Source organism: Streptomyces sediminimaris (assembly GCF_047049295.1).
In the GTDB taxonomy this organism is placed as follows: Bacteria; Actinomycetota; Actinomycetes; order Streptomycetales; family Streptomycetaceae; genus Streptomyces; species Streptomyces sediminimaris.
Map to the genome: position 1 here is coordinate 8013360 of NZ_JBJWOT010000001.1, position 11958 is coordinate 8025317.

Below are 11958 nucleotides of genomic sequence, written 5' to 3' on the forward strand. Positions count from 1 at the left end.
GTGACTCCGTTCTCTCGTACGAAGTCAGCGGCCGCGAGCCTGTGCAGGGACCGTGACGGGCGTCGTCGCGGGGCGGCGGTGGTGGTGCCGGCGGGTTCCCGGGTGCCCGCTCATCGGGCGGTCACGGCTGTCCCGGTGCCGGCGGGCCCGTCAGGGAGGCCGGCGCCGCGCACGCCTGTTCCCGCGGCGCCGGCGACGGTGGCCGGGCGTCAGGGATGGGGACCGGGCAGGGACGCGTGGCCGGCCGCGGTGGTCGAGAAGATCACGCCCGGGTGCGAGGGCGTCTGGTTGAGCACCCACAGGCCGATCAGCGTGGCCAGGGCGAAGACCACGGTGATCAGGACGGCGAGGACGAGCCGGCGCCGGCGTTCGCGCCGCAGCCACTCGCCGCGTGCCGTGCGGTAGGCGTCGGGAGCGGCCCGCACCCCGTCGGCGAGCGCGGCGAGGGCCTCGCTCAGCTCCCGCTCCGTGCGGCCGGGTCCGGTGCCGTGCGACGGAGTCGCGTCTCGGTGCGTCATCGCCGGGCCTCCATCGCGTGGGTCAGAGCGGCGATGCCGCGTGCCGTGTGGGTCTTCACCGAGCCGGAGGAGATCCCCATCGCGGCGGCGATCTCGCTCTCCTTCAGCCCGAGCCAGTGTCGCAGCACGAGCGCTTCTCGCTGGCGGGCGGGGAGCTGCTGCAGTGCGTCGATGAGCACTCGCTGGTCGTCGCGGAGCAGGGCGGTGCTCTCGGCGGAGGCGACGGACTCGTCCGGGAGCACGGGCGGGTTCTCGATGTGCTTGCGGGCGACCTGCAGATGCCGTATCCGCATCCGGGTCAGATTGCAGACCGTGGAGCGCAGGTACGCCTCCGCCGCCTCGACGTCCCGCAGCCGGCGCCACTTGCGGTAGATCTGGTAGTAGGCCTCGGCCACCACGTTCTCCGGGTCGTCCGCGCCGAGCAGCACGGCCAGCCGCAGCATCGAGGAGTAGTGCAGCTCGAAGAGCCGGGCGAGCGTGGCCTCGCGCTCCAGTTCTCCCGGGTCGGGCAGCGCGGGCGCGAGGGGCTCGCCCTCCAGCCCTACCTGGGGCTCCGGCGCGGGGGTGGGCGGTCTGCGTCTCACGGTCGGTTCGCTCCCGTCTGCGGACTCCGCCTGAGGGCCAGGCGGGACGGCAGGTCGGTCAGATCGGCGCCGCGCGGGACGCCGAGACGTTCGAGGACGGCGGTGCCGGCCACCGCCACGATCAGGTTGAGCAGCAGCGCGGCGAGACCGGCGTAGATCTCCAGCGGCCCGGAGCCGAGCGGCACGATGGACGAGAAGCCCTCGCGCACCACCAGGTAGGTCCCGGCGGCCATGCCCGTGCCCCACCCGGCGAGCAGCGCCCGCGGATGCAGCCGTCCGGTGAACAGGCCGACGGCCACGGCCGGGAAGATCTGCAGGATCCACACCCCGCCGAGCAGCTGGAGGTTGATCGCGTCCTGGTCGCGCAGCCCGAACACGAAGGCCACCGCCCCCACCTTCGCGGTGAGCGACACGGTCTTGGCGACGCGCACCTGACGCTTGGGCGTCGCCGTCGGATGGACGTACTCGACGTACACATTGCGTACGAAGCCGGTGGCGGCCGCTATCGACATCACCGCCGCGGGAACCAGCGCTCCGACGGTGATCGCGCCGAACACCAGCCCGGCCAGCGGTCCCGGCATCAGGCGGTCGACCAGCATGGGTACGGCGGCCTCGGCGCCGCCCTTCGGCGCGCGCACGCCCGTCGCGAGGGCCGCGATGCCGAGGAACCCGAACAGGGCGAGCAGCCCGGTCCAGGCGGGCAGCGCCACGGAGACCTTGCGCAGGGTGCGCGGTCCGTCGGCGGCGAACCCGGCCGTCAGCACGTGCGGGTACATCAGCAGGGCGAGCGCGGAGCCGAGGGCGAGGGTGGCGTAGGCGGGCTGCTGGGCGGGGGAGAGGAGCAGCGCCGGCGCGCCGAGCTTCTCGGCGGCCTTGTCGAAGACCCTGCCCGGTCCGTGGAGCCGCTCCAGGACCAGCCAGGTGACCGCGGTGAGGGAGACGAACACGGCGACCGCCTTCAGCGCGGAGATGACGGCCGGCGCCCGCAGCCCGTGCCGGTACGTGGCCACCGCGAGCCCTGCGAACAGCGCCACCATCGCCAGGTCCCCGGCGGCGCCCCGCGGGTAGACGCCCCCGGCCGTCAGCACCGCCCGGATGCCGAGCAACTGGAGCGCCAGGTACGGCATCGTCGCGAGGATCCCGGTCAGCGCGACGGCCAGGGCCAGCGGCGGCGACCCGTACCGTCCGCGCACGAAGTCGGCGACCGTGACGTAGCCGTGCCGGCGGGCCACCTCCCACAGGCGGCTGAGCAGCACGAAGGCGATGGGGCAGACGATCACGGTGTACGGCACCGCGAAGAAGGCGGCGGCGCCGTTGCCGTACGCCAGTCCCGGTACGGCCGTGAAGGTGTACGCGGTGAAGATCGTGCCGCCGAGCAGGAACCAGGTCCACACGGGGCCCAGGCCGCGGTCGGCCAGCGCCCAGCCCTCCAGGGACGGCAGCCGGTCGCTCGGGCGCAGGCGCCGCGCGGTCACGGCGAGCAGCGACGCTCCGCCGATCACGGCGAGGAACGTCGCGGTCATGGCGCCGTCGGCCATGGGTCACCGTCCTTGGTGTGCGTGGACCCTCGCGCAAGAGTTGCGCGGACCGCTCGGCCGGATGACAGGAAACCGGCGCGAGATTTCCCGGGCATTCGCTGTCAACCGGTTCCGGGCGGTGGGCAACTCTTGCACAGACCGACAGCGAGCGGGAGAGGAGCGCAGGTCATGGCAGTGACCGGTCATCACCGGCTACGGCGCGTCGTGATCGCCGTCCTGCTTCTCGCGCCCGCCGCAGGCCTGCTGTGGGTCCCCTGGTACGCCGGCGCCGGGCCGCGGCCGGCGGGCACGCCGTTCTTCTACTGGTACCGGCTCGTCCGGGTGCCGGGGTGCGGTCTCTGCCTGCTCGCCGCCTACGCGCTGACGGGCCGACGTCACCGCTGATTTCTCTCCTTCCCCTTCCTCTCGTCCCCTGCTTGTCGTCACACCGTTCCCGGTGAGGAGCCGCCATGCCCGCCACAGCCCTGCCCGAAGCCGATCCACATATGCCCGAAAAGCCGCGTAGGTCCGTCCGGTCGATCCTGCTCTGGACCACCGTCTCGCTGCTAGGCGCCGTCTCCTGGGGTGTCCTCGCCCTCGCCCGCGGCGAGAAGATCTCCGCGGTCTGGCTGGTCGTCGCCGCCCTCGGCTCGTACGCCATCGCCTACCGCTTCTACTCCCGCTTCATCGCCCGCCGGGTGCTGAAGCCGGACGACCGCCGGGCCACTCCCGCCGAACGCCTGGAGGACGGCGTCGACTTCCACCCCACCGACCGCCGGGTGCTGCTGGGCCACCACTTCGCCGCGATCGCCGGCGCCGGACCGCTGGTGGGGCCCGTCCTGGCGGTCCAGATGGGATACCTGCCGGGCACGCTGTGGATCGTCGCCGGGGTGATCTTCGCGGGGGCGGTGCAGGACATGGTGGTCCTGTTCCTGTCCATGCGGCGGGACGGCAAGTCGCTCGGCCAGATGGCCCGGGACGAGATCGGGCGCGTGGGCGGCGCCGCGGCCCTCGTCGCGGTGTTCGCGATCATGATCATCCTGCTGGGCGTGCTGGCCCTGGTCGTCGTCAACGCTCTCGCGCACTCCCCCTGGGGCACCTTCTCCGTCGCGATGACCCTCCCCATCGCCCTGTTCATGGGCTTCTGGCTGCACCGGATCCGACCGGGCCGGGTCGTCGAGACCAGCCTCATCGGCGTGGCGCTGCTCCTGCCGGCGATCGCCGGCGGCAGCTGGATCCAGAGCTCCTCGCTCGCCTCCGCCTTCACCCTCAGCCCGACGACCCTCGTCTTCTGCCTCATCGGCTACGGCTTCGTCGCCTCCGTGCTGCCGGTGTGGATGCTGCTGGCTCCGCGCGACTACCTCTCCACCTTCATGAAGATCGGCACCATCGCCCTGCTCGCCATCGGGGTCGTCGCGGCGGCCCCGGTCCTGCACGCGGACGCCGTCAGCAGGTTCGCCGCCTCGGGCGCGGGCCCGGTCTTCGCCGGTTCCCTCTTCCCCTTCCTGTTCATCACCATCGCCTGCGGCGCCCTGTCCGGCTTCCACGCCCTGGTCTCCTCCGGTACGACTCCCAAGCTGATCCGCAAGGAGTCCCAGGTCCGGATGATCGGGTACGGCGCGATGCTGATGGAGTCGTTCGTGGCGATCATGGCGCTGATCGCCGCGGCGGCCCTGGAGCCGGGCCTGTTCTACGCCATGAACGCGCCCGCCGGATTCCTCGGCGCGACCGCGCAGTCGGCGTCCCACGCCGTGGCCGGCCTCGGCTTCACCATCAGCCCCGGCGAGCTGACGCACGCGGCCCGGGCCGTGCAGGAGCAGACCCTGATCGCCCGCTCCGGCGGCGCTCCGACCCTCGCGGTGGGCATGTCGGAGATCTTCTCCGGCGTGTTCGGCGGCACCGCGATGAAGGCCTTCTGGTACCACTTCGCGATCATGTTCGAGGCGCTGTTCATCCTGACCACGGTCGACGCAGGCACCCGGGTCGGACGCTTCATGCTGCAGGACATGCTCGGCAACGTGTGGAAGCCGATGGGCCGGGTCAACTGGAAGCCGGGCAGCTGGCTGTGCAGCGGTCTGGTCGTCGCGGCCTGGGGCTACTTCCTCTACACCGGCGCCACCGACCCGCTCGGCGGGATCAACCAGCTCTTCCCGCTCTTCGGCATCGCCAACCAGCTCCTGGCCGCCGTCGCCCTCGCGGTCTGCACGACCGTCCTGATCAAGTCCGGGCGGCTGCGCTGGGCCTGGGTCACCGGCGTCCCGCTCGCCTTCGTCACCGTCATCACCTTCACCGCGGGCTGGCAGAAGATCTTCTCCGGCGACCCCAAGGTCGGCTTCTTCGCCCAGCGCGCCAAGTACGCCGACGCCCTCGACGCGGGGCAGGTGCTCCCGCCCGCCAAGACCCTCGACGACATGCACACCGTGGTCACCAACTCCACCGTCGACGGCGTACTGATCACGCTGTTCCTGCTGCTGGTCGCCGTCGTGATCGTGAGCGCCGCGGTGGTGTGCGTACGCGCCGTACGGGCGCCCGGCACGGCGGCGACCACCGAGGCACCGTACGTCGAATCCCGCATCGACCTCCCCGGGCAGGCCGGCGAGCCGCTGGTGGGGGCGAGGCCGTGACCCTCCGGCGATGGGTGCGGGCGGTGGGCTGGTACCTGCGCGAGCTGACCGGGGAGGCCGAGTACGACCGCTACTGCGAGCGCCACCTGCGCCACCACCCGCTCGCGCCGGTCCCGACCCGCCGCGAGTACCAGGTGCTGCGCACCCTGCACCGGGAGACCCATCCGCAGGGCCGCTGCTGCTGATCCGCCCCGGGGCGGGCGCTGCGGCCGGCGCCCGCCCCTCTTCCGCACGAGACCGGGACCGAGATGCTCAGACGCCGTCCAGCCCTGCTGATCCGCCCCGAACTCGACGACCACGCGCTGCACTCGGTCCTGGACGAGCTGCGTCCGGGCCGGCAGCTGCACGGCCTGGGCGCGGGCCGCACCCGTCCGCTCTGGGAGCCGGTCGCCGACCTGCTGGGCGCCACGGGACGGGACTGGGACCGCCGGGTGCACCGGGTCGCCGTGCTGGCCCGCAATCTGCCGCCGTCGGTCGGCGACCGGTGGGCCGCGGACCGGCCCGGCGACGGGGACGCCCTGGTGCTGGGCGCCTGGGCGGGAGCGGTCCGGGCCGCGGCCGAAGGGCGGGGCGCCGCCCGGCGGGCCGAGCGGGCGTGCCTGCGGGCGGCCGAGTGCTGTCCGGAGGACCCGACCCCCTGGCTGGCGCTGCTGGAGCTGATGCGTTCCCTCGCCGTCCCGCCGCGCGAGGCGGTCCCGGTGTGGAGCGAGGCCGTCACCCGCGCGCCCTGGCTGCGGGCCGCCTACCACCAGATGCTGCGCCATCTGTCCCCGCGCGGCCACGGCACCGTCGGCGACATGCTGGACTTCGCCCGGCAGGCCGCGGCCCGCGTCCCCCACGGCTCGCCGCTCGTCCTGCTCCCCGTCGCGGCCCGCGTCGAGCTCGTCGCCCACCGGCGGACGGCCCTCGGGGCCGAGAGCCACTGGCACGAACCACGGGCCGCCGACGAGGTGGCCGTGGCGCTGTCCGACTGGTTCCACGCCGTCACCGCACCGCACGCGGAGGCCGTCGCCGACCTCAACGTCCTCGCCTTCGCCCTGATCCGCCTCCACCGCCCGGCCGAGGCCGCCGCCGTCTTCCGGCGCATCGGCCGTCACATGACACCGCATCCGTGGGAGCTGCTGCCCGAGCCGGAGCGTACGTTCCTGTACTGGCGGGACCGTCCGGTGCGGTGACGGTCCGGCGGGTGTGACGGTGACGGTCCGGCGGGTGTGACACTGCCGCGGATGCCGGGCACGACCGGCGCGCGCCATCGCCGAACGGCCACGCGGTTGCGGCCTGTTGGGCCCCGAAGAGGACCCGGAGGACTCAGGCGCGGCACGTGGACAGGGGAGAAGGTGATCAGGTAGAGACGTGACGCATGAGGAGATCCGTGACGTGAGCGCTCCGGCATCGCGCATCGACACCGCCCACCGGCCGCGGCCGTCCGTGCGCGCGGTCCACCGCAACCCCGAGGCGTCCTGGCCGGTGCGCCTGTACCGGCACACCGTACCCGTACGTCTCAGACGGGCCCTCGTGACCCGGACGACCGTGCGGGCACGCGCGCGCGTCAAACAGCGGTTCGCGAACCTGCCCTCCCCGCGCCGCCTGCTCGGCCGGGTCCGCGCGGCCTGGCTGCTGCGGGCGCATCCCGGACTGTTCGCGGCCGGGGACCGGGACGTGCGGCTGGTGTCCGGAGTGCCCAAGGCGGTGCTCACCGGCGCCGGCGTCTCGCCGCTGTCGGCCCGCAACACCAACGCCTCCGCGGTCCGCGCGGCCCTCGACGAGGCGGGCCTCGACTACTTCTGCGTACGTGGCCGCAGCAACACCTCCGCGGTCGTCGCCCTCGCCGCCGCGGACCGGGCCGCGGCCCTGCGAGCCCTGGAGCGGGCGTGCCGGGAACGGCCCGGCTACGTCCGCGCCGCCGAGGGGACGCGGCGCCGGGGCGGTGCGACCCGGCCGGGGTTCCACCGCCGCACCTGGCGGCGGCTCGCGCGGGCCGACGTCATCCGCGTCACCTGGTACCAGGGCGACCTGAGCGGGCAGTTGGCCTTCGGGCCCAGCTACGGCTGCGACGTCGAGTTCTGGACGTCCGAGGGGGAGACGGGCGAGGTGCTGCGGGCGCCGCGCCCGAACCGGACCGCCGAGCAGGTCCCGCGCGCCGGCGCCGCGGTGTACCTCTCCGAGACCCGGTTCACGGCGCTCGCCGGCCCCGACCGCCCGTTGCCGGCGGTGCGCACCCGCGCGGAGTTCGCCGGGCCGGCACCCGAGGACGTCCGCTTCCCCGTCGACGTCGTCTACACCTGGGTCGACGGACAGGACCCGCAGTGGCTGCGGCGCCGCGCGGCCCTGGCCGGGCAGGCCTACCACGAGGAGGCCGACAACGCGGCCCGCTACCTCAACCGCGACGAACTGCGCTACTCACTGCGCTCGCTGCACCAGTTCGCCCCCTGGGTACGCACGATCCACCTCGTCACCGACGACCAGGTGCCGCCCTGGCTGGCCACGGACATACCCGGGCTCCGGGTCGTCGGCCACAAGGAGATCTTCGACGACCCGAGCCTGCTGCCGACGTTCAACTCCCATGCCATCGAGAGCCAGTTGCACCACATCGACGGCCTGTCCGAGCACTTCCTCTACTTCAACGACGACGTGTTCCTGGGCCGCCCGGTCGTCCCCCAGGACTTCTTCCTCGCCAACGGCCTGACCAAGTTCTTCCCGTCCCCCGCGCTCATCCCGCCGGGCGCGCCCACCGTGCGGGACGTGCCGGTCTCCGCCGCAGGCAAGAACGACCGCGCCCTCGTCGAGGCCGCCTTCGGCACCGTCATCAGCCAGAAGATGAAGCACACCCCGCACGCGCTGCGGCGCAGCGTGCTGTACGAACTCGAGGAGCGCTTCCCGGCCGAGCACCGCGCCACCGCCGCTCACCGCTTCCGCAGCCTGGACGACGTCTCGTTCGTCTCCACGATGCACCACTACTACGCCTTCCACACCGCCCGCGCCGTTCCCGACCGGCTGCGCTACGCCTACCTCGACGTCTCCCACCCGGCGTTCGCCACCCGCCTCCAGGCCCTGCTGGCCCGCCGGGACCGGCAGGCGTTCTGCCTGAACGACACGGTCTCCGCCGAGCGGGAGGCCGATGCCCAGCGGAGCGTGCTGACCGCGTTCCTGGGGGCGTACTTCCCGGTCCCCGGCCCCTACGAGACCGGCCCCGCCGCAACGGCCCGGTAGGCGCGGGGAAGAGGCCTGCGGCTCTCGCGCCTCACGTGGACGCCACGGCCCGGCCGCCGGCCGGCGCGGCGGACGCGCAGCGCTGCCGCCACTCGCCCACGCCGCCCTCCCCGACCAGGCATGCGGGAATCCCGGCGCGGCTGAGCAGGCTCGCGGCGATCGCCGCCCGGTGGCCGTTGGAGCAGATGGCCCACACCGGCCGGTCCCGGGGCAGGTCGTCGAGTCGTGCGGGCAGGTCGGCGACGAAGATCTGGCGGCTGCCGGGGATGGTGCCCCAGGCCCGTTCGAGTTCCTGGCGCACGTCCAGCACGTACGGCGGCCGGTCGCCGAGCATGGCCTCGCACAGCTCGCCGACGCCGGCCGTGGGGTAGGAGGCGACCTCCTGGCCGTCCCCGGCCCAGGCGTCGATGCCGCCGTCGAGGTGGCCGGTGATCCTGGTCCAGCCGATCCGGATCAGCTGGGTGACGGCCTCCGCGCGGGCGTCGCCGGACGACTCCGGCAGCACCAGGGCGAGCGGGGCGTCGAAGGGCAGCATCCAGCCGACGTAGCCGGCGAAGCCCGAGTTGAGCTCGATGTTGACCGAGCCGGGGATGTGCGCCGCGGCGAACGCCTCGCGGTCGCGGCCGTCCACCACCCACAGCTCGCCGTCCATCCGCCGGGCGAGTTCGGCCGCCGTGAGCGCGGGCAGGTCGGGCACGCGGCCGAGCACGGGGGCGCCGTGCCGGTTGATGGGGGCCATGTGCCGGTAGTAGTGGGGGTAGGCCATGAGCTCGCCGCGCAACTCCAGGCTGAACTCGGTGAAGTCCGCCGCGGTCAGCAGCGGGTTGTCGCGCTGCTCCTCCGCGATGGTGCTGGTCCTGCGGGTGGTGGGCATGGCGGCGACGCAGAAGCTGCCGGCCCCGTGGGTGGGCAGTACGCGCGCGGTGGCGGGCAGGGCGGCCAGCCGGCGCAGGCTGTCGTACTGGGCGCGGGTGAGCTCGTCGGTGTGCGTGGGGCCGAGCAGGTCGGGCCGGCCGGCACTGCCGACCAGCAGGCTGCCGCCGGTGAAGACCGCGGCGGGTTCGGCCGCGTCGCCCTCGTGGACCAGGTACGACAGATGCTCGTAGGTGTGTCCGGGGGTGGCCATGGCGACCAGGCGCAGGCCGCCGAGCAGGATCTCGTCTCCCTCGTCGGCGGGACGGTGCGGGAACTCGTAGCGGCCCTTGGCGGGGGCGACGACCTCGGCGCCGGTGGCCGCCCGTATCTCGAGGGCTCCGGACACGTAGTCGTTGTGCACGTGCGTCTCCAGGACGGCACGGATGCGTGCCCCGCGCTCCTCGGCGAGCCGGTGCAGCCGCCAGGCGTCGCGCTGGGGGTCGACGATCACGGCCTCCCCACCGGAGACGAGCAGGTAGCTGTTGTCGCCGAGGCCGGCGGTGACGAATACGTCGAGATCCATGGCGATCTCCCACGGCAGAGGTGAGGTGCTCCTGATGGTGTCGGCCAATCGGGTATTCAATTGACCAATTGAGCTATTGACTCCTTGATACTCGCCTGCCTACGGTCTGTCCATGCCCGTGATCCCGGACATACTCCTCGACGACGTGGCCGCCCGCTTCGCCCTCCTGGGCGATCCGACCCGGCTGCGGGTCGTGCGCGCGCTGCACGAGGCCGGGGAGTGCACCGTCGGAGAGACCGCCGAAGCGGCCGGCACCTCGGTCGCCAACGCCTCACAGCACCTGCAGCGCCTGACGGGCGGCGGGATCACGGCACGGCGCCGGGACGGGCAGGCGGTGCGCTACCGCATCGTGGACGAGACCATCGAGCAGCTGTGCGCGATCGTGTGCGGCAGCGTGGCGGCCGGCCGGGCGGCCGGAGCAGCGGAGACAGTCACCGACTGATCGCGGGAAGAGGCGACGATGCGGGACTTGGAAGAAGAGGACACCCAGGACACCGACGACACCGCCCCAGTGACCGGCCAGGACGACGCCGGGCGCCGCTGGCTGAAGATCATCGACCAGAACCGGTGCATCGGCTGCCACGCCTGCACCACGGCCTGCAAGTCGGAGAACGAGGTACCGCTCTCGGTCACCCGCACCTACGTGAAGAGCGTCGACGTCGGCACCTTCCCGCAGGCCCGCCGGGCCTTCCAGGTCACCCGGTGCAACCAGTGCGAGGACGCGCCCTGCGTGGCCGCCTGTCCCACCTCGGCCATGTTCCGCCGGCCGGACGGGATCGTGGACTTCGACAAGGACGCGTGCATCGGCTGCAAGGCGTGCATGGCCGCGTGCCCCTACGACGCGATCTTCATCAACCCCGAGGACCACTCGGCCGAGAAGTGCAACCTGTGCGCGCACCGCCTCGACGTGGGACTGGAACCGGCGTGCGTGGTGGTCTGCCCCACCCAGGCCATCATCGTCGGCGACGCGGCGGACCCGCAGTCGGAGGCGGCGCGCGTGGTGGCGCGCGAGCCGGTCGCCGTACGCCGTCCGGAAAAGGGCACCCGGCCCAAGCTGTTCTACCGCGGCGCCACCCAGGCCACGCTCGACCCGCTGGCCGCGCGGCGTCCCGCGGGCGACACGTTCATGTGGAGCGAGATCCCCGAAGGCGCGCAGCGGGTCACCTCCGGGCACCCCGGCGGAGGCAACAGCAGCGCCGCCGCCCTGCTGTCGTACGACATCTCCCACCGGGCCCCGTGGGACTGGCGGGTGAGCCTGTACACCTGGACCAAGGGCATCGCCGCGGGCGCCTACCTGGTGGCGGTGCTGCTGGCGCTGGCCGGGCGCGTCTCCTGGACGGATCCGCTGCTGGTGTGGGCGGCGCCGGTGCTCGCGGTGGTCTTCCTCGCCGCCACCGCCGGGCTGCTGGTGGCGGACCTGGAGCACCCGGCCCGTTTCTACTACCTGCTGACCCGGCCGCAGTGGCGCAGCTGGCTGGTGCGCGGCGGGATCGTGCTGACCGGCTACGCCGGAGCGCTCGGCCTGCACCTGCTGGCCGGTCTCCTCGGCAGTACCGGCCTGCGGCAGGCCGTCGCGGTGCCGGGCGTACCGCTCGCGGTGCTGACCGCCGTCTACACCGCCTACCTGTTCGCCCAGGCCAAGGCGCGCGACCTGTGGCAGAACCCGCTGCTGCCCGCGCACCTGCTGGTGCAGGCGGCCCTGGCGGGCGCCGCGGCGCTGCTGCCCGCGGCCGCGGTCTGGCAGCACGACACCGTCAGCGAGCTGGGCTGGATCCTGGCCGGCGCCGCCCTGGCCCATCTGCTGCTGGTGCTGGGCGAGGTGACCCTCGTCCACCCCACCGAGCACGCCCGGCTGGCCGCGGCCGAGCTGACCCGCGGCCGGTTCCGCGGCTACTTCCGGGCGGCGGCCGTACTGGTCGCCGCGGGCCTGGCCGCACCGTGGGCCGGCCCGTGGGTGGCGCCCCTGGCGCTGGCCGGGCTCGCCGCATACGAGCACGCCTACGTCCAGGCCGGCCAGGCCGTGCCACTGGCCTGACGGCCGGCCGCCGACCGCACCGACGGACGCCT

Annotated in this window: 11 protein-coding genes; 7 read left to right on the forward strand and 4 right to left on the reverse strand. The window is 73.5% G+C overall.

All coding sequences use genetic code 11. From position 1 onward, the window contains the following. Nucleotides 1-209: 209 nt before the first annotated feature. Genes ACJ9NR_RS36700 through ACJ9NR_RS36710 form a run of 3 tightly spaced genes read right to left on the reverse strand, consistent with a single transcriptional unit; the run spans nt 210 to nt 2640 of the window. Nucleotides 210-518, reverse strand: a complete 309-nt coding sequence (locus ACJ9NR_RS36700) for a hypothetical protein (protein ID WP_412492621.1) — start codon at nt 516-518, stop codon at nt 210-212. After that, nucleotides 515-1102, reverse strand: a complete 588-nt coding sequence (locus tag ACJ9NR_RS36705) for a SigE family RNA polymerase sigma factor (protein WP_412492622.1) — start codon at nt 1100-1102, stop codon at nt 515-517. The genes ACJ9NR_RS36700 and ACJ9NR_RS36705 overlap by 4 nt, the downstream gene beginning before the upstream one ends. Next, nucleotides 1099-2640 (reverse strand): sodium:solute symporter family protein, encoded by a 1542-nt coding sequence (locus tag ACJ9NR_RS36710; protein ID WP_412492623.1) that lies wholly within the window; start codon nt 2638-2640, stop codon nt 1099-1101. The genes ACJ9NR_RS36705 and ACJ9NR_RS36710 overlap by 4 nt, the downstream gene beginning before the upstream one ends. 168 nt (nt 2641-2808) lie before the next feature. Between ACJ9NR_RS36710 and ACJ9NR_RS36715 the strand changes: the two genes are divergently transcribed. The 5 genes from ACJ9NR_RS36715 (at nt 2809) to ACJ9NR_RS36735 (ending at nt 8453) form a co-directional block, all read left to right on the forward strand. Further along, complete coding sequence (locus tag ACJ9NR_RS36715; protein WP_412492624.1) at nt 2809-3024, forward strand: DUF3311 domain-containing protein; 216 nt, start codon at nt 2809-2811, stop codon at nt 3022-3024. 65 nt (nt 3025-3089) lie between these two features. Next, nucleotides 3090-5243, forward strand: a complete 2154-nt coding sequence (locus tag ACJ9NR_RS36720; RefSeq protein ID WP_412492625.1) for a carbon starvation CstA family protein — start codon at nt 3090-3092, stop codon at nt 5241-5243. Further along, the gene (locus ACJ9NR_RS36725) at nt 5240-5428 is read left to right on the forward strand and encodes a YbdD/YjiX family protein (RefSeq protein ID WP_412492626.1); all 189 of its coding nucleotides are present in this window, start codon (nt 5240-5242) and stop codon (nt 5426-5428) included. Before ACJ9NR_RS36720 ends, ACJ9NR_RS36725 begins: the two co-directional genes overlap by 4 nt. 63 nt (nt 5429-5491) lie before the next feature. Continuing rightward, on the forward strand, nt 5492-6418 hold the full coding sequence (locus ACJ9NR_RS36730) for a hypothetical protein (protein ID WP_412492627.1): 927 nt from the start codon (nt 5492-5494) through the stop codon (nt 6416-6418). A gap of 202 nt (nt 6419-6620) precedes the next feature. Then, on the forward strand, nt 6621-8453 hold the full coding sequence (locus ACJ9NR_RS36735; protein ID WP_412492628.1) for a stealth family protein: 1833 nt from the start codon (nt 6621-6623) through the stop codon (nt 8451-8453). A 31-nt stretch (nt 8454-8484) separates the two neighbouring features. On the opposite strand, the gene ACJ9NR_RS36740 is transcribed toward ACJ9NR_RS36735, so the two are convergent. Then, nucleotides 8485-9891 carry an MBL fold metallo-hydrolase gene (locus ACJ9NR_RS36740; RefSeq protein WP_412492629.1) on the reverse strand — a complete coding sequence of 469 codons (1407 nt, stop codon included), beginning with the start codon at nt 9889-9891 and terminating at the stop codon, nt 8485-8487. Between the two features lie 112 nt (nt 9892-10003). Here ACJ9NR_RS36740 and ACJ9NR_RS36745 point away from each other — a divergent pair, with 112 nt between their 5' ends. Together ACJ9NR_RS36745 and ACJ9NR_RS36750 are read left to right on the forward strand one after the other, a co-directional pair. Beyond that, nucleotides 10004-10333: an ArsR/SmtB family transcription factor gene (locus ACJ9NR_RS36745; protein ID WP_412492630.1), complete on the forward strand. Its 330-nt coding sequence runs from the start codon at nt 10004-10006 to the stop codon at nt 10331-10333. An 18-nt stretch (nt 10334-10351) separates the two neighbouring features. Continuing rightward, nucleotides 10352-11926, forward strand: a complete 1575-nt coding sequence (locus ACJ9NR_RS36750; protein ID WP_412512756.1) for a 4Fe-4S dicluster domain-containing protein — start codon at nt 10352-10354, stop codon at nt 11924-11926. Nucleotides 11927-11958 lie beyond the last annotated feature (32 nt).

Excerpts from the sequence above, each read along its gene's own strand:
- ACJ9NR_RS36700 (WP_412492621.1), bottom strand. The coding sequence starts at position 518 with ATGACGCACCGAGACGCGACTCCGTCGCACGGCACCGGACCCGGCCGC.
- ACJ9NR_RS36710 (WP_412492623.1), bottom strand. The coding sequence starts at position 2,640 with ATGGCCGACGGCGCCATGACCGCGACGTTCCTCGCCGTGATCGGCGGA.
- ACJ9NR_RS36715 (WP_412492624.1), top strand. The coding sequence starts at position 2,809 with ATGGCAGTGACCGGTCATCACCGGCTACGGCGCGTCGTGATCGCCGTC.
- ACJ9NR_RS36720 (WP_412492625.1), top strand. The coding sequence starts at position 3,090 with ATGCCCGCCACAGCCCTGCCCGAAGCCGATCCACATATGCCCGAAAAG.
- ACJ9NR_RS36730 (WP_412492627.1), top strand. The coding sequence starts at position 5,492 with ATGCTCAGACGCCGTCCAGCCCTGCTGATCCGCCCCGAACTCGACGAC.
- ACJ9NR_RS36740 (WP_412492629.1), bottom strand. The coding sequence starts at position 9,891 with ATGGATCTCGACGTATTCGTCACCGCCGGCCTCGGCGACAACAGCTAC.
- ACJ9NR_RS36745 (WP_412492630.1), top strand. The coding sequence starts at position 10,004 with ATGCCCGTGATCCCGGACATACTCCTCGACGACGTGGCCGCCCGCTTC.
- ACJ9NR_RS36750 (WP_412512756.1), top strand. The coding sequence starts at position 10,352 with ATGCGGGACTTGGAAGAAGAGGACACCCAGGACACCGACGACACCGCC.